Source organism: Sphingobium sp. AP50 (assembly GCF_900109095.1).
In the GTDB taxonomy this organism is placed as follows: domain Bacteria; phylum Pseudomonadota; class Alphaproteobacteria; order Sphingomonadales; family Sphingomonadaceae; genus Sphingobium.
The window spans coordinates 73,952-89,903 of sequence record NZ_FNYZ01000020.1; the positions used below are offsets into that span (position 1 = coordinate 73,952).

16 protein-coding genes are annotated in these 15,952 nt (G+C 59.2%); 7 read left to right on the forward strand and 9 right to left on the reverse strand.

Annotation, left to right across the window (positions count from 1 at the left end):
* Positions 1-82 precede the first annotated feature (82 nt).
* Together BMY84_RS23620 and BMY84_RS23625 are read left to right on the forward strand one after the other, a co-directional pair.
* The gene (locus BMY84_RS23620) at positions 83-1,048 is read left to right on the forward strand and encodes an aldo/keto reductase (RefSeq protein WP_256215393.1); all 966 of its coding nucleotides are present in this window, start codon (positions 83-85) and stop codon (positions 1,046-1,048) included.
* A 39-nt stretch (positions 1,049-1,087) separates the two neighbouring features.
* A complete protein-coding gene (locus tag BMY84_RS23625; protein ID WP_177204154.1) occupies positions 1,088-1,600 on the forward strand; it encodes a GNAT family N-acetyltransferase in 513 nt (170 codons plus the stop codon).
* Between the two features lie 203 nt (positions 1,601-1,803).
* Here the strand turns inward: BMY84_RS23625 and BMY84_RS23630 are convergent, their stop codons facing one another.
* Positions 1,804-2,871 (reverse strand): aldo/keto reductase, encoded by a 1,068-nt coding sequence (locus BMY84_RS23630; RefSeq protein WP_177204155.1) that lies wholly within the window; start codon positions 2,869-2,871, stop codon positions 1,804-1,806.
* 184 nt (positions 2,872-3,055) lie between these two features.
* Here BMY84_RS23630 and BMY84_RS23635 point away from each other — a divergent pair, with 184 nt between their 5' ends.
* Both BMY84_RS23635 and BMY84_RS23640 read left to right on the forward strand, forming a co-directional pair.
* The gene (locus BMY84_RS23635; protein WP_093087092.1) at positions 3,056-4,021 is read left to right on the forward strand and encodes a 2-hydroxyacid dehydrogenase; all 966 of its coding nucleotides are present in this window, start codon (positions 3,056-3,058) and stop codon (positions 4,019-4,021) included.
* Positions 4,011-4,868 (forward strand): kinase, encoded by an 858-nt coding sequence (locus tag BMY84_RS23640; protein ID WP_256215395.1) that lies wholly within the window; start codon positions 4,011-4,013, stop codon positions 4,866-4,868. The genes BMY84_RS23635 and BMY84_RS23640 overlap by 11 nt, the downstream gene beginning before the upstream one ends.
* A gap of 3 nt (positions 4,869-4,871) precedes the next feature.
* Here the strand turns inward: BMY84_RS23640 and BMY84_RS23645 are convergent, their stop codons facing one another.
* Positions 4,872-5,597, reverse strand: a complete 726-nt coding sequence (locus BMY84_RS23645; RefSeq protein ID WP_093087093.1) for a FadR/GntR family transcriptional regulator — start codon at positions 5,595-5,597, stop codon at positions 4,872-4,874.
* A 244-nt stretch (positions 5,598-5,841) separates the two neighbouring features.
* Here BMY84_RS23645 and BMY84_RS23650 point away from each other — a divergent pair, with 244 nt between their 5' ends.
* Positions 5,842-6,174 (forward strand): hypothetical protein, encoded by a 333-nt coding sequence (locus BMY84_RS23650; RefSeq protein WP_093087095.1) that lies wholly within the window; start codon positions 5,842-5,844, stop codon positions 6,172-6,174.
* Positions 6,175-6,180: 6 nt separating this feature from the next.
* On the opposite strand, the gene BMY84_RS23655 is transcribed toward BMY84_RS23650, so the two are convergent.
* From BMY84_RS23655 to BMY84_RS23685, 7 genes are all read right to left on the reverse strand, one after another.
* Positions 6,181-6,702 carry a nuclear transport factor 2 family protein gene (locus tag BMY84_RS23655; protein ID WP_177204156.1) on the reverse strand — a complete coding sequence of 174 codons (522 nt, stop codon included), beginning with the start codon at positions 6,700-6,702 and terminating at the stop codon, positions 6,181-6,183.
* Between the two features lie 324 nt (positions 6,703-7,026).
* On the reverse strand, positions 7,027-8,070 hold the full coding sequence (locus BMY84_RS23660) for an alpha/beta hydrolase (protein WP_256215396.1): 1,044 nt from the start codon (positions 8,068-8,070) through the stop codon (positions 7,027-7,029).
* Positions 8,067-8,831 carry an HpcH/HpaI aldolase family protein gene (locus BMY84_RS23665; protein WP_256215401.1) on the reverse strand — a complete coding sequence of 255 codons (765 nt, stop codon included), beginning with the start codon at positions 8,829-8,831 and terminating at the stop codon, positions 8,067-8,069. Before BMY84_RS23665 ends, BMY84_RS23660 begins: the two co-directional genes overlap by 4 nt.
* A gap of 72 nt (positions 8,832-8,903) precedes the next feature.
* Positions 8,904-9,863, reverse strand: coding sequence for an NAD-dependent epimerase/dehydratase family protein (locus BMY84_RS23670; RefSeq protein WP_093087100.1), 960 nt, complete (start codon positions 9,861-9,863; stop codon positions 8,904-8,906).
* 159 nt (positions 9,864-10,022) lie between these two features.
* The gene (locus BMY84_RS23675) at positions 10,023-10,727 is read right to left on the reverse strand and encodes a glutathione S-transferase family protein (RefSeq protein WP_093087101.1); all 705 of its coding nucleotides are present in this window, start codon (positions 10,725-10,727) and stop codon (positions 10,023-10,025) included.
* 125 nt (positions 10,728-10,852) lie between these two features.
* The gene (locus tag BMY84_RS23680; protein ID WP_177204158.1) at positions 10,853-11,605 is read right to left on the reverse strand and encodes an SDR family NAD(P)-dependent oxidoreductase; all 753 of its coding nucleotides are present in this window, start codon (positions 11,603-11,605) and stop codon (positions 10,853-10,855) included.
* Between the two features lie 35 nt (positions 11,606-11,640).
* On the reverse strand, positions 11,641-12,621 hold the full coding sequence (locus BMY84_RS23685) for an alpha/beta hydrolase (protein WP_218147012.1): 981 nt from the start codon (positions 12,619-12,621) through the stop codon (positions 11,641-11,643).
* 363 nt (positions 12,622-12,984) lie between these two features.
* Between BMY84_RS23685 and BMY84_RS23690 the strand changes: the two genes are divergently transcribed.
* Complete coding sequence (locus BMY84_RS23690) at positions 12,985-15,204, forward strand: TonB-dependent receptor (protein WP_177204160.1); 2,220 nt, start codon at positions 12,985-12,987, stop codon at positions 15,202-15,204.
* Positions 15,205-15,280: 76 nt separating this feature from the next.
* Positions 15,281-15,952: a glutathione S-transferase family protein gene (locus BMY84_RS23695; protein ID WP_218147013.1), complete on the forward strand. Its 672-nt coding sequence runs from the start codon at positions 15,281-15,283 to the stop codon at positions 15,950-15,952.

Consider the following 15,952-nt stretch of genomic DNA (forward strand, 5'->3'; position numbering starts at 1 on the left):
AAGCCTCTTGACCATGGACCATAGTCCACACTTATAGACCATGCCGGTCATCTTTTGGAGTAAGTTTATGACAGGCAAAGATATGCTTCCCCAGATCGTCCTTGGCGACGGCGGCCCCGCGATCGGCATCCAGGGCCTTGGCTGCATGGGAATGAGCGAATTTTACGGCGAAACCAACGAAACTGAGGCCTATGCCACCCTCGACCGCGCGCTCGAACTGGGCGTGACGATGTTCGACACCGCCGATGTGTACGGCATGGGAGAAAATGAGCGGTTTCTAGCGTCGTTCGTGAGGGCGAACCGTGATCGGGCGGTAATCGCCACGAAATTCGGCTATGCACGCACGCCCGAAACGCCCGACGACTGGAGTTTGGACAATCGGCCTGAATTCATCCGCAAGGCAGCCGATGCCTCGCTCCAACGTCTCGGCGTCGATGTGATCGATCTCTACTATATGCATCGGCGCAGCGCAGATGTGCCGCTTGCCGAATCCATTGGCGCGATGGCTGAGCTGGTGGAGGCCGGGAAAGTGCGCGCGCTGGGGCTGTCTGCCGTTTCGGCGGAGGAACTGCGAGAGGCACATGCGATCCATCCGATCGCAGCGCTGCAGTCTGAATGGTCGATCTTCACGCGGACCATCGAGGCCGAGATCATACCCACGGCCGTCGAACTGGGCGTGACGGTGGTGCCCTATTCACCGCTTGGTCGGGGCATGCTCACCGGGCAGGCGTTCGCCAATGCCATCGGCAGTAACGACGCGCGCAACCACTTCCCCCGCTTCTCGCCGGAGAACAGGGATGCGAACATGCGGCTCGTCGCGACCATCGAAGGCATCGCCGCCGGTCTTGGCGTGACCCCGGCCCAAGTCGCAATCGCCTGGCTCTACGCCAAGGCGCAGGACCTGGGCGTGGCGATCGCGCCGATCCCGGGAACCCGCAACCGTACGCGCCTCGAACAGAATGTTGCTGCAGCCTCCATCGCATTGGATTCGGCGGCACTTGGCGCCCTGGAACCACTGGCGCGCGAGGTTTCTGGCGTCGCTGTCTGACCTTTGGAAAACCTCGCGAGTTTGGCTATGCACCGTCCCATGATCAGCACCGACCGCCTGACCTTGCGTCCCCACAGGATCGAAGATCTCGATGCCATGTTCGAACTCGCGACCGATCCAGCAGTGCTCCAGTTCATTCGTGGACTACCCACGTCGCGCGAGGAGGCGTGGCATCGCCTCCTTCGCTATGCGGGACACTGGAGCCTGCTGGGGTTCGGCATGTTCGCCGTGTTCGAACGCTCCAGTGGAGCCTTTATCAGGGAAGTAGGCCTGGCTAATTTCCAGCGTGGATTGGGCGCCGATTTTGACGGAACGCCAGAAGCAGCCTGGATCTTTAGCGGCGCGTCCCATGGGCAAGGCTTTGCTTTGGAAGCGATGCGCGCATTGCTCGATTGGTTCGATAATGAAAGCCCGGATGAAAGATGTGTGTGCATTATCGATGTCGAGAATAGCGGATCAATCAGGCTCGCTTCGAAACTGGGTTTCGAGCAATATGGTACGGCTCGCTATCGGGATGGGGATATGAAGAAGTACGAACGCCTTCGTGGCTGAAGGCTTGACTGTATGCATTTCAGTTCTCTGCAACTGAGCGATCTAGACATCGCTCCTTGCAGGCCAATTATGAGCCTGGATCAGTGGTGTCGAAATATCAGCTTTCCAATGCGCCGAGAATTGGATGGAATAGCGAAACTGGCAGATAGGCCACTTTCCCATTACGCCCCTTCTGTTCGATAAAATGGATTCGGCCCGCCCCGTCAGCCCAGACGCTCGGGCATCCAGGGCCGGGTCATGCTCCCACCGGCGAGAAATTCGGTGATCGGCGACTGGAACATGAGATAGGGATGGATCGGCGCCAGCGCGCTCACATCGTCCAGTTGCCTGCGCAATTCGGGCGGAATCGCGAATCCGCCCGCATCCAAATTCTCGCCCAATTGCGCGACCGAGCGCGCGCCAATGATCGGCGACGTGCTCCCCGGCTGCGTGCTGGCCCAGTTGAGCGCAACCTTGACCGGGGATTGCCCCAGTTCCCGCGCAACGGCCATCACGACGTCCAGAATTTTCCAATTTCGCGGATCGGACAGGCGATCCTGCAACATCGGGTTGGACGTCATGCGCCCCTCCCCCAGCACGCCACCAGCATCCCGGCGATATTTCCCGGCCAAAAAGCCACTGCTCGTCGGGCTCCAGGCGCACAGGGCCATGCCCATCTCCTGCATCGCGGGCAGATGCTCCCGCTCGATGCCACGCTCGATCAGCGAATATTCCATCTGAAGCGCGATGGGCCGGTTGCGGCCGCCCTGCTCCGCCAGCGTATATAAGCGCGCCGCATACCAAGCCGGAACGTCGGACAATCCATAATAGCGGATTTTCCCGGCCTTCACGAGGCCATCCAGAGCGTCCATCACCTCCTCTGCGGGCGTCAGCGCATCCCAGCTGTGCATCCAGTAGAGGTCGACATAGTCTGTCTGAAGCCGCTGAAGCGATTGGTCGAGCGAAAGCATCAGCGCTTTGCGGCCATTGCCCACCGCATTGGGGTTGCCCGGTTCGACGCAGCGCGTGAACTTCGTCGCGATCACGGCCCGGTCGCGCACGCCACGCGCCTTGACGAAGGCGCCCAGCATGCGCTCACTCGTACCGCCTGCATAGCTGTTCGCGCAGTCGAAGAAATTCCCGCCCTCGTCGCAATAAAGGTCGAAAACCGCGCGGGCCTCACCCTCTTCCATGCCCCAGCCGGTTTCGGACCCGAATGTCATCGTTCCCAGGCAGGTCGGGCTGACGCGCAGGCCCGATCGGCCGAGCGTCACATAATCGGTCAAAGCCATGACAAACTCCCCATGCAATTCGGCGGCGAGCAGCTTCCCTGTCGGCCGACGCCCGACCATCTCTGCCACCCATGCAGATAAATTTCATTAGGTCTGACTTATATATTGATAACCTAGACATATTTGCAATAGAGAATGGCCGGGCGAGCCGCATGTTGCGTTTCGCCTTGGAGGATAAGCAGGGATGGAGCCTCAAAAAATCCTGGTAACGCGCCTCTGGCCACAGCCTGTGTTGGATGCGATGCGGCAACGGTATGATGTCACGATCGATGCCACCGATCAGCCGCTCACCCGAAGCGACTTGGCCGAGGCCCTCATGCGGTTCGACATTCTATGCCCCACCATCACCGATCGAATCGATGCGGAGATGCTCAGGCAGAGTGGACTTTCGGCACGCCTCATCGCCAATTTCGGTGCCGGCTGCGATCATATCGCCCTCGCCGCTGCGCGGCAGGCGGGGATCATGGTTACCAATACGCCCGATGTACTGACGCATTCGACCGCTGAGCTTGCCATCATGTTGATGCTGATGGCGGCACGGCGCGCAGGCGAAGGCGAACGGCAATTGCGCGCGGGGAACTGGCCCGGCTGGCATCCCGTCCATCTGATGGGGGTAAGCCTGCAGGGCAAACGGCTCGGCCTGATCGGTTACGGCCGCATCGCGCAGGTGACCGCGCGGCTGGCCCGGTCCCTATGGGACATGGAGGTGGCCTATCACGCCCGCCGCCCCGTCATGTCCGAAGATGCGCCTCCCGCGCTGTTCGTGCCGGACCTGACAGATCTTCTGGCCACTTGCGACGTGGTCTCGATACATTGCCCCGGTGGCCCGGAAACCCATCACCTGCTCGATGCCGACAGGTTGGCGCTCATGAAGCCTAGCGCGCTGTTGATCAACACGGCGCGGGGCACGGTGATCGACGAGGTGGCGCTGGTCGCGGCGTTGCAGGCAGGACGACCAGCGGCAGCGGGCCTCGACGTCTATGAGCGGGAGCCCCTGCTGTCGGCAGACCTGGCCAGCCTGGAAAATGCCGTCCTGCTGCCGCATCTGGGCAGCGCGACGATCGAGACACGCTGCGCCATGGGGTTCCAAACGCTTGCCAATATCGACGCCTTCGTCGCTGGAAAGGAGCCGCCGGATCGTGTCGCCTGACAATGGAAAAGAACCTTCGCTGGCCGATCATATCGCGACCTTCGTCGCGTCGAGAAAGCCCCTGCCCCGTTCGGACGGCCATGCCCCCTTCGTCGTGGGACTGTGCGGCGCGCAGGGCATTGGCAAATCGACGGTGGCGGTGGCCGCGGCGGGGCAGTTGCGGGCCAAGGGCTTCAGCACGCAGATATTGGCGCTGGACGATCTTTATCTGCCAAGGCGGGATCGGCTTGCATTGGCTGCCGAGGTTCATCCCCTGCTGGCAACTCGTGGCGTACCGGGCACACATGACGCGCACCTGGGACGGTCGCTGATCCAGGCAGCCCAAACTGAAGGCCAGGTCGTCTTTCCAGCGTTCGACAAGGCCCTGGACGATCGTCTGCCAGCCTCCGCCTGGCCGGTCATCGAGCCGCCGCTCGACATCATCCTGCTCGAAGGCTGGTGCATAGGTGCCCGCCCGCAGAGCGAGGCCGCGCTAGCCCCACCCATGAACGACCTGGAACGCTACGGCGATGCCGACGGCTTGTGGCGTCGATATGTCAATGACAGGTTGGCCGACGAGTATCAGCGCCTTTTCTCCTGTCTGGATTTGCTGATCCTGCTTGCCGCACCGAACTTTGAAGTCGTCGCCCGCTGGCGCAACCAGCAGGAAGAGCAACTCAAGGCGCATCTGGCGTCAGACCCGACCGCTGCCCGCAGAACGATGAGCCAGGATCAGATCGATCACTTTATCCTCCACTATGAAAGGCTGACACGCCATATCCTGGATGAAATGCCCAATCGCGCGGACCTCGTCTTTCATCTCGATCCTGAACGAAGGGTGACGCGGATACGGGTCAATCCAGCCTAGAGGCTACACACCCTTTGTATCGACATAGGTTCTGTCGATGAGGGCGGTCATGCATGCGCCTGCCTGTTCAGCGTCACCAGCGGCGATGGCTTCGAACACCTGCCAATGGTCCGGCACGGGGTCGCGCTGCACTGGTGACTTGTTCAAGCGAAACATGGTGGCAAGGCTCACCGCCGCACAAATACCGTCGCTCAGCGTCGTCAGAAACGGATTGGCAGACGCCTCCAGCAGGACGGAATGAAACCGGTTATCGGCCGCGCGCCCCCTTTCGTCGGCAAGCGTGAAGCGCTCCATCTCCTTCAAGGCCGCCTCCATCTGGCCGAGTTGCGCGAAGCTGCGCCGGCCGGCGGCAAAGCTGGCTGCGGCGGGCTCGATGACCCGGCGTAGTTCGAACAGGTGTGCGATCAAATCCTGTCGGGGTTCGGATGAAAAAATCCACGCCAGCACATCCGGATCGAGGACTTGCCAGTCCACCTGCTCCGAAACGCGCGTGCCCGCCTTGGGCTTTGCCTCGACCAGCCCCTTGGCCGCCAAAATCCTGACCGCCTCCCGATAGGTCGCCCGCGACACGCCATTAAGCTTGCTTGCCACGATCTCGCTGTCGAGGAGAGTTCCGGGCTGCATCCGCCCGGATACGATTTCCCGCCCCAAATCACGGGCGATCGTGCCGTGCATCCGCAGAGATTTTACTCCGACTTCGCTTCCTTTAATGTCATCGCCCCTTTGCATCCCCCTCCTTCGCACCGGCTGATGAACGCCGCAACCTTCCATTTTCGAAGGACCGGCGCCCCTCGCTCGGCGAACGATGTCGCGAGACGATCAGTCTGCGCTATCCCGCATCAAGACAGGCCGTCGTTCCTCACCTACTTCACCGAGAAATCATGGCCGGTGCTGGCAGGAGCGATGACGGCCTTTTCAGGCTTTCTCGCGCCGCCTCCTCAAAAGCACCGGCAAAGCAGCGGGAGATGGTGAAATGATGTCCGAGGACGATCGCAATGCACTGACGGAATTGCTGGATCGGGGAAAAATCCGGGACTGTATGATGCGCTATGCGCAGGCAGTCGACCGGCTGGAGATGGTTATGCTGAAATCTTCTAGTTCTCAGCGTTTCTATGTGGCGTCCACGTCGGTGCCCGGCTGCCGCCCGACTCAGTCTCACAAACCATTTGAATATTCATCCCCATCTTTGAATGCCACCAGTCGGATAGTGCATCGAGAAGCGCCGGAATATATCGAAAATGTCGAGCCTCAAGTTGCCAACACCCTTCTCGCGAAAGGAGCTCGCGCCGCCATTGCCGGGAGGTAATAATGTTCATCCAAACGACTGTACGTAGGCCGCGACTTCTTCGAGTGTCGGCTTGTTCGGCGTATCCCACCCTTCAAAAACAGGCGGCCGCCCCATAGGCACCGCGTCCCAATACCGTCCGCTAAAGTCGGGCGGTCCAAGATAGGTCAGATTCCACCATCGACGAGCAAACCGCCATCGGCCGTCTTCCACTTTATATTCGTCATGGTAGATACCCATCACGATCCGCGGCTTTCCGTCAGTCGCTCGCACGGACTCGGTGACATAGATACGGCCCAAGGCTTTCTCCCCCCTGACCTCTATGATCGATGCGACGGGGCTGTGGAGGATATTGTGCCGATCTTTCATCAGAGTGCGCCAGAACTCCACAATGGTTTCACGACCTTTCGTAGAGCGGCCAAATGCGATCCACTCGCCATCCGATGCCCAGCAATCGCGGTAATCTTCTTCGCTTTTACGGTAGAAGGCGTCCGTGTAGAGTCCGTGCAATTCCTGAATGGCAAGCTTTGCGCCAATGTCCTTGAGCATGATCTCTCCCTCACAAGGGCCGTAATTTCCGCCATTCTTCGTTCGCAGCCGTAAGCGCATTATCTAGCATTCCGGCCGGACGGGATCGCAAAGAAAGTGGAGCGAAGTCGATCAAAAGATCAGAATATCGATCATGACCCGGCAACGTCCGGGATAGAGTGGCCATAGTATTTTTCCATACCCGACCTGCAGTTACGCGCCAGCGAGCCTATCTCACCAACATAACGTTTCAGCGGGCAGTTCGCGTTGTTTGATGGCGCCCAGCGCGGCGTCCACCAAACCGGCAGCAGGCCAACGTTGAGGCTCGACAACCCAACTGCCTCCTTACTTGCTCAGCGCCTTCTTGAGCGCCGCCTTCCAGGAAGCAGTGAAACGCCGCGAGATCGGCGCGTCCGGTACTGCGAGATCAAACCCATGATAGGCCCCCGGCACAACAAGAAGTTCAGTTGGCACTCCGGCTTCCATCAACCGACTGGCAAATTCGATATTCTCTCGCGCAAAAAGGTCAATCGCGCCGGCTGCGATATAGGTAGGCGGAAGACCGACCAGGTCGCTCACGCGCGCCGGGACCCAACCTGCTGGAACGGTATCGCTGCCGGCAGGCATCCCAAGCAGTGATGACCACCCGAAGCGGTTGGAAGCAGGCGTCCAGATAAACCGTCCCGCATTGGCTGCGGCGGGCCTGCTACTACCGGTTCTGTCATCGAGCATAGGATAGACAAGAAGCTGGAAGGCGGTTCTGGGACCACCCCTGTCGCGGGCAGCGATCGTCAGCGATGCCACATGCCCTGCCCCCGCGCTCTCTCCGCCGACCGCTATGCGGCTGGCGTCGATACCCAGCGCATCCGCATTGTCATGAAGCCAGCATAGCGTCGCATATATATCCTCCAACGCAGCCGGGAAGCGTGCTTCCGGCGCCAGACGGTAATCAACGGCCACCACCAAGCAGTCATTTTCGAGCGCAATTTCCTGAAGGAGTCTCGGGTTTCGATCAGCACTGAACATGACATATCCGCCACCGTGAACATAAATATAGGCTGAGCGGCCACGTGTCCCCGGCGAAGGGTCGACGACGAAAATGGAGACAGGCGGATTGCCCTGGGATCCCGGAATGACTTTCGGCACCAGCCGGGGCGCAGGCGGCGGAAGGGTTTCGGCTGGGACCGTCGGAAGCGCGTTTCGCCAGCGCGACAAGGTTTCCGCGCTGACGTCTCCCGCCCTGATCTGACGTAGCCGCGAAATCAGGTCGGGGTCGACACCTGCATAGGCATCTTCGAACGCGGCGGCCATCGCTCGATCGCCATATTCAGCCACGAAGCAACCCGACGCGAGCGCAGTGACCAGAATTTCGCGCCGACTGATCCTCATGAACGGGAGGCATGATGGGCCCGCGTCTCATCTACCATGCGAGCAACCGTTTTTCGCAGCAGCATGAGCTCCATCTCTATGATCAGCATGTCTGCGTCATCGAACCCCAAACCGCATGGCGCGAGCGCGCTTTTGCCGGCTTGTTTCGTCGCGGCAAGCATCGTCTGCCAAGCCCCAACCAGGAGATGACCGTCTTTGACAAAGTCGATACCCATATCCGCCGAAAGGTCGCCCGGCCCGTACATGACGATGTCAATGCCATCGACGGCCAAGATTTCGTCAACATTTTCGATCGATTTGCGAGATTCCAGAATGGGAATGATCAGGACATTCGCGTCGGACGCATCGACATGCGCGGACCATCCCCCCATACCGTAACCGCCAGCATTACAGGCCGGACACATGCCTCGCTTTCCTCGCGGCGCATATCGGCTAGCCGCGACCGCAGAACGGGCATCGTCGGCGGTGTCGACATGCGGGACGAGCACCCCTTGCGCGCCAAGATCGAGCGTCGACTGGATCAAGATCGGCGAATTTTCGAGAATGCGAACGAACGGGAGTATGCCGCCGAGGTTGGCCGCCCGAACGTGGTTTTCAATATCGGCTCGCCCGAAACGGCCATGTTCTGCATCGATAACAACGAAATCGACTCCCGCGAGCGCCATGATATCGGTCGAAGCCGGATCAAGAGACGAAACGAAGATGCCGACTGGCTGCCTGCCCTGACTCATCAACTCGATGAGATGAGATCGCGCGTTCATGCTGCTCACTATGTCTACCTTTCCGTCCTGGGCTCTTAATGACATCGGCTATGGTGGGAGCATCATCCCGCGTCAGCCGTGACTCTTCCAACTATATGCCGTCCCTCCCTGCGCCTGTGCCGCTTGATAGGCGGCACGATAGGAACCGTTGCGGATGTCGTCGATCACGTCGAGGTGGCGAGGATTCCAGCCAAGTTCCGCAACTGTTCGCCGCGCGATTGACCGGCTGTTGACAGCGAGCGCGATATCTACCCAGAAGCTGCCCCAGAGCTCGCATGCGGCTTCATAGTCCAGGCTTTGCGTCTCGCATCCAACGACATCCGCAACCGCCTCGGCAATGCTGCGGAAATTCGCCTCTCCCGAGACCGTATGATAGAGCGCGCCAGGCGTTCCTCGCTCGACGGCAAGACGATAGCATTCAGCCAGGTCGTCGACATGCACGGCCGAATAGAGGTTCAATCCATATCCAAGATAGCAAGCCTTGCCCGTCTTCCTCGCTGACTCGAAAATCTGCGGAATCTGAATGCTTCCACCATGCCCATAGATGAGCGGCGGCCGAACGACATAGGTACGCAGTCCCTCCCCCGATGATTGACGCACCAGGTCTTCGGTCTGAATGCGAACCGCACGGTTTGGACGTGCGGGGAATGGGAAAGCATCATCCTCGGCGAAGGTTTCCTGGTTCCAGGAACCATCTTTCGATTCGATAGAAAGCACCCCGCTGCCCGACGTGAAGATGAGATGCTTGTCCGAACCGTCGCGACAGGCCGCGACCAGTGCCTGCATGAGAGGCGCCTCATCATCAAAGGGGATCATGCCGGCCATGACGATCACGTCAAACGGCTTTACGAGTGCTGCAAGCCCGGTGAGATCGGCAACGTCTCCCCGTACTGCCGTAACGCCAGCGGCTTGTAGTACTGTTTCATTGGAACTATTGCGAGCGAGCCCGAAAACATCGTGGCCCGCTGCCTTGAAAACACGTGCGACGGCCGACCCGACGAATCCGGTGGCGCCGATGATGAAAACTCTCATGATCCCTCCCTCATTGCGACAGATCGCATTCTGGGCATGGCTTTTAGCGTGAATGAGTGCGCCAGAGCAGTTTTGAGGTTTGATCAAAGTGAGCAAGACATGCGCCGACCGACCGTCAACCTCGCCCCTGGCGCCTGTCGCGATGCGCCTTGCGACCGGTCAACGGACTTTAGTGGCCGCAGCTCCGTAATCATCGGCAAGATTGTAATAGGGCTGCTCATACACTGCGAGCATGTCGGATGAGACGTTGTCGAGACCGATCCGCTTTGCGCGCCCTACCGCTGGACGATCCGACATCTTCCTGAACCAATTGCCGACATGCGGAAAGTCCTCGAACGACTGTCCATGCATGCGATGATAGAATACCCATCCCCAGCAGGCCATGTCCGCGATGCCGTATTCCCCTGCGAGCCATTCGACATCGCCAAGCCTGCGATCCAAGACCCCATAGAGACGAGCCGCCTCCTTTGTGAATCGGTCGCTGGCGTGCTCGTTGCCTGACGGAGCATATCGGCGAAAATAATGAGCCTGTCCGGCGATTGGGCCAAGGGCGGACATCTGCCAGAACAGCCATTCCAGCGCGACCGCCCGATCGAAGCCAGTTGATGCCAGAAAGCGCCCGCTCTTTTCGGCCAGGTAGAGAAGGATCGCTCCCGATTCAAAGATCGGAAGAGGCCCTCCTGGCGCTTCGACATCGACAATAGCCGGAACCCGGCCATTGGGATTGATTTTCTGGAATTCGGGCGAAAACTGTTCGGACTGGTGGATATTGACGAGCTTGAGTTCGTAGGGGAGCCCGCACTCCTCCAGCATGATCGCCACTTTCCAGGTGTTGGGCGTTGGATGGTAATAGAGTTCGATCATGTGCTTCGATCCGTTTTGGCTTGATAGGATTGTCTTCGTGGAGCTGCAGTCGCTTGGTCAGGGCGACTTATGCGGGCAATGGCGGCTTTCCCGGCCGCTCTGACTACGGCTCCCCACTATCGGCGTCACGCTACCGTCCCGCCATCCACGACAAGGCTCTGACCGGTCACCATCCGTGCCCGATCGCTGCCAAGGAAGACCACCATTTCAGCGATTTCCACGGGCTCGACCATCCGGCCAAGCTTAGCCATCGCCGATACCTGCTCGTAAAACAGCGTTGTGTCCCCACCCCCGGTCGCCGCTTCGGCAGAGCGTGCCATCATGCGGCTGTTCACAGAGCCAGGGTGGACGGTGTTGCATCGTATCCCACGCACCGCACAGTCGGTGGCGATAGAGCGCATCATACCCGCGACGGCCGCCTTGCTGGCAGAATAGGCTGCATTGCCCGGAAGCCCCATCAGCGAAGCGATCGACGCGGTAATGACGATACTGCCGCCGTCCCGCATGATCGGCACAAAGTGCTTCGCCATCAGGAACACGCCCTTGACGTTGACGGCCATGACCCGGTCGAAAAGTGCCTCGTCAAGGTCGATAAAGGGCGCATGGGGCTGCTCTATGCCCGCGTTGAGGAAAAGCAGGTCAATCATGCCCATCCGTTCCTGCACCGCCGCCGCGGCTGCCGCGACATCGGCGCTCGACGTCACGTCCAGGCGGTAGTGCAAAAGGCTGGCGTGCTCTGCAGCAGCAGCGGCAATCGCGTTTTCGTCGATGTCGAGAAGCATGACGGATGCCCCTTCTTCAACGCAGCGACGCGCGGTGGCGCCGCCGATATCACCGGCGGCGCCAGTGATGACGACCCTCTTGCCTTCAAGCTCCAATGCTATTCTCCGTCCGGTTGGTCATTAGGATGCAGCTACGCCGTCCGGCCCGGACTCGTCCCGCTGCTTGGGTCCAGCGCGAGCATGCGTCGGATGGCATCGAAAAGGTCGCGCTCGAAACGAACGGAAGGGTCCCCGGGCAGTCTGTCGAAACCGTGAAAACATCCCGGATACGTCCGCAGTTCGACTGAAACGCCAGCGCGGAGGAGATGCTGGGCATAGGCTAGGCATTCGTCCACGAAGAGATCCAGCGTCCCGACGCCGATGAAAGCAGGAGGCAGGGCAGAGAAATCACGCGCAAGCGATGGCGAAAAATGACCCAGTTGTTCCGCCTCCACCTCTTGATGGCCACGCATGGCGCCCCAGCCGAACTGGTTCATGGCGCGGGTCCACAAAAATGCGCCCGTAAAGGGATTTGGACACGGCTCCTGCGGACTTCCGGTCCGGCAATCCAGCATGGGATACATTAGAAGCTGAGCGCTGGGCTGGGGACCACCGCGATCACGTGCCAGCAGGCACAGCGCCGCAGCCAAACCGCCGCCACCGCTATCTCCCATGACGGCAATGCGTCCAGGATCGACATTCAGCATCGCAGCCTGCTCGAACAGCCAGCAAAGACCGCTATAGCAATCTTCCAGCGGCCCGGGGAACGGCGCCTCGGGCGCCAGCCTGTAGTCGACATTGGCAATGACGACACCAAACTCGTTGGCGAGGCGCGCGCAATAGCCGTTCATCATGGCGGCGTTACCCATGACGAAACCGCCACTGTGAATATAGAGAATGGCCGCGCGCGCGGTTTCCGATGAGACTGCCGGCTCGAAAAGGATCACTGGCGCCTCATCGATGGTGCGCGGCGGGATCGCAGGATCATCGGCAAGAGGGAGAAGATCGAGGAACATGTCGACCATTGCGCTGCGCGCGCTAAGCAGCCCATCGCCTGACAATTGAAGCATGGGGATTTGCTGCACTATCTCGCGATAGTCAGCTTCAACCAAATTGGTCATCGCCGTGGTCAAGCTGCCCTCTCCCTTCATCTGTGCGCATGCGGCTTACACCGCCTAAGAGTGCTCCTGACAGGTCACGATAACAGGCACAGACCAGCCAGCGCAGATCAACGATGTGTTGAGAAACGCGCATTTCATCGCTTTTTGGATCGTAGAACCGACAGGGCCGATCCCTTCACGCCTACCATGAGCGCCGCCGGAGCGCGCCCTCTCCGCAATGCTCCATTTGTTAAAGCAAACCCTATTTCGAGAACATCAACGCGGGCGAATGAGATGACAAGTCAGGTTATCGAGAAAGCGTGGCATTCCCATCGCGCAACCGAGGTCGAAGCGCCGTCCATAATAAAATATGATATCACCTGGGAGGGGAACTCGATGTATAAGCGGCATGAAAAGCACCTGACTAGCACGACCGGGTTTTTGACAATCACTACATTCGCAATCGCTTTTCTGGCCACGTCAGCCAGAGCCGAGGATCAGGCAACAGAACCCGCGACTGGCGGTGTGCAAGACATTATCGTCACTGCGCAGAAGCGTGCCCAAAATCTTCAGGACGTTCCAGTCGCCGTGAGCGCATTTAACGATGCGGCGCTGGAGCAGCGCGGCATCAAGGATGTTCGGGAACTCACCAGGGTCACGCCGGGCCTTCAAGTGGCGCAGGGAACAGGCGTAGCCCTTCCCTTTTTGCGAGGTATCGGCAGCAATGCCTCTGCTGCCGGCAACGAGTCCAGTGTCGCCGTCTATGCCGACGGCGTTTACTATACGCGGCTGCCATTGGGTTTTCTCTCGCTCAGCAACATAGAGCGCGTCGAAGTTCTGAAAGGGCCGCAAGGCACGTTGTTCGGACGCAACTCATCGGGTGGCGTCATCAACATCGTGACACCAGACCCCTCGTTCGACTTTTCGGGCCATGCCAGCCTGGGCTATGGCAACTACCAGACCTTCCAGGGCGATCTCTACGTGACGGGCGGCCTGTCGGACACCGTCGCAATGGACCTCACGGTCGGCGGCACCAATCAGGCTGATGGCTGGGGCACCAACATCGCCACCGGCAACAAAACCGGCTTCCAGAACAATTTCACCGTGCGCTCCAAATTGCTGTGGGAACCGAGCAGCAGCACCAAGATCGTCCTTACGGGCTATTACTCGCTGTCCAGGGTCAGCACGCAAGGCAACATCATGAAGGGATATACGGGCGGCACGAGCCTGCCGCCCTACGTGGTTCTCCCACCCCTGCCCGGCTTCTATGACACGAGAGACGGTATCGATGGTCGCAATATAACCAAGGGCAAAGGTGGCTCTTTGCGGATTGAGCAAGATCTTGGCATAGGAACCCTCACCAGCACCACGGCCTACACGAGCGAGCGCGAGAGGCAGCCTGGCGTTTCGGATCTCACGCCGCAAGGCGATGGCAGATTTACACTCTACATCGGCGTGAAACAGTTCACGCAGGAACTGCAGCTTGCTGGCAAGAAGGGGGCGATCACCTACGTCGCCGGCCTGTTCTATTATAACGCTCTGAGCGAATATGATCCATCCGATTTCAGTGGCCCGCTCTTTTCGGGTCCCGGTTACAATGGGGTGCAAATCTTTGCCAAACAGCGAGCAAAATCTTACGCTGGCTACGGCCAAGCGACTTTAGAGGTCGTGCCGGGACTGAGCCTGACGGGTGGGCTGCGCTATACCCATGAAAGCACATCAGGCGAGGGACGAACGGCCCTGATCAACGATGGAACCGAGATCGCCAGCTTCCCGGTCGCTCCGGACACGACGAAGCTGAACAAGCTGACGTACCGCGCTGCAATAGACTACAAGTTTACACCCGACATTCTTGGCTATGCGTCCTATAGTCGCGGCTATAAGTCAGGCGGATATAATCTTATCCCCTTTACAGCGCCCGCACAGCGGCCAGAGACGGTAGATGCCTTTGAAGCGGGTTTCAAAACCTCGCTTTTCGATCGCCACCTGCGACTGAACGGGGCCGCCTTCTACTACAGGGTTGCAGATCCACAGGTACAGTTGATCAGGTCAGGTTCCATCATTCTGTCGAATGCCGACAGCGCGCGTATCAAGGGCTTTGAACTGGAAGCCGAGGCTGCACTGACGTCACATTTCAGCGCGCATGGCGGTTTCACCTATCTTGATGCTACCTACAAATCATACAAAAACGCCCCCTCGGCGCCGCCAAACCCCAACACCGATCCGGCGCTCGGCTATGTTGGCGGCACCATTCCCGCCATTTCGATCGATGCCAGCGGCAATCAGCTTCCGCTTTCGGCGAAATATGTTTTCAACGTCGGTGCGAGCTATACCGTGGATACCGGGCGAGGCGATGCTCAATTCTCGGTCGACTACTACCGTACATCGCGGCTGTATTTTGAACCCGACAATCTCCTGAAGCAGGATGGATACGGTCTGCTGAGCGCGCAGTTGAAATACTCGCCGACGCAGAACACCAGTATCCGTTTCTGGGGGAAAAATCTGCTCGACAAGAAATATGTCTCGCTTGGCGTCAGCTATGCTGGCCCGGCAGGATATCCCTATCTGCCGGGCGCGCCCCGCACCTATGGCGTGACAGCAGAGATCAAGTTCTAATGTCTTACAGGGTCCGACCGGCTCACAAGATCCGGTCGGACCATCACTTTCCTTGAACGCTTCTGGAGATAGATATATGCTGCGCTTCTACTTTCATCATACGCCTAACCCGATGAAGGTAGGCCTACTCCTTGAAGAGCTCGGCCTTGAATATGAGACCATCGCTATCGATATTCTGAAAGGCGATCAGCACGATCCCGCGTTTCGCGCCTTGAATCCCAACGGGAAGGTTCCGGTCATCGTCGATGGCGCGGTGACGGTTTTCGATTCCAACGCGATCCTGCTTTATCTTGCGGAAAAACACGGTCATTTTCTGCCGGCAGATGAAAAGGAGCGCGGCGCGGCGCTGTCATGGCTCTTCTTCGTGGCGACCGGCCTGTCGCCCTTTTCCGGCCAGGCCGTCCATTTCCTGCGCCATGCACCCGAGACCCTGCCCTATGCGCAGAACCGCTATCTGAAGGAGACGCAGCGGCACTATCAGGTGATCGAGGATCATCTGTCCACGAACCCATATCTGGCGGGCAGCGAGTACAGCATCGCCGATATGGCATTTTGGGGATGGGCCAATATGGCGCCCATCATTTTTGGCGAAGAAGGACTTGCCGCTTATCCTCGTGCAGCAAAGCTGCACGCTGAGATCAGCGCGCGGCCGGCTGCTGAGCGCGCGAACCTCATCCAGAATCGTTTCCAGATGAAGACCGGATTCGACGCGGAAACCCATCGGGTGATGTTTCCTCAAAATCACTGA

What these genes read in the sequence shown, in the direction of transcription:
- BMY84_RS23620 (WP_256215393.1), top strand. Translation starts at nt 83, where the DNA reads ATGCTTCCCCAGATCGTCCTTGGCGACGGCGGCCCCGCGATCGGCATC.
- BMY84_RS23625 (WP_177204154.1), top strand. Translation starts at nt 1,088, where the DNA reads ATGATCAGCACCGACCGCCTGACCTTGCGTCCCCACAGGATCGAAGAT.
- BMY84_RS23630 (WP_177204155.1), bottom strand. Translation starts at nt 2,871, where the DNA reads ATGGCTTTGACCGATTATGTGACGCTCGGCCGATCGGGCCTGCGCGTC.
- BMY84_RS23635 (WP_093087092.1), top strand. Translation starts at nt 3,056, where the DNA reads ATGGAGCCTCAAAAAATCCTGGTAACGCGCCTCTGGCCACAGCCTGTG.
- BMY84_RS23645 (WP_093087093.1), bottom strand. Translation starts at nt 5,597, where the DNA reads ATGCAAAGGGGCGATGACATTAAAGGAAGCGAAGTCGGAGTAAAATCT.
- BMY84_RS23650 (WP_093087095.1), top strand. Translation starts at nt 5,842, where the DNA reads ATGATGTCCGAGGACGATCGCAATGCACTGACGGAATTGCTGGATCGG.
- BMY84_RS23655 (WP_177204156.1), bottom strand. Translation starts at nt 6,702, where the DNA reads ATGCTCAAGGACATTGGCGCAAAGCTTGCCATTCAGGAATTGCACGGA.
- BMY84_RS23660 (WP_256215396.1), bottom strand. Translation starts at nt 8,070, where the DNA reads ATGAGGATCAGTCGGCGCGAAATTCTGGTCACTGCGCTCGCGTCGGGT.
- BMY84_RS23665 (WP_256215401.1), bottom strand. Translation starts at nt 8,831, where the DNA reads ATGAACGCGCGATCTCATCTCATCGAGTTGATGAGTCAGGGCAGGCAG.
- BMY84_RS23670 (WP_093087100.1), bottom strand. Translation starts at nt 9,863, where the DNA reads ATGAGAGTTTTCATCATCGGCGCCACCGGATTCGTCGGGTCGGCCGTC.
- BMY84_RS23675 (WP_093087101.1), bottom strand. Translation starts at nt 10,727, where the DNA reads ATGATCGAACTCTATTACCATCCAACGCCCAACACCTGGAAAGTGGCG.
- BMY84_RS23690 (WP_177204160.1), top strand. Translation starts at nt 12,985, where the DNA reads ATGTATAAGCGGCATGAAAAGCACCTGACTAGCACGACCGGGTTTTTG.
- BMY84_RS23695 (WP_218147013.1), top strand. Translation starts at nt 15,281, where the DNA reads ATGCTGCGCTTCTACTTTCATCATACGCCTAACCCGATGAAGGTAGGC.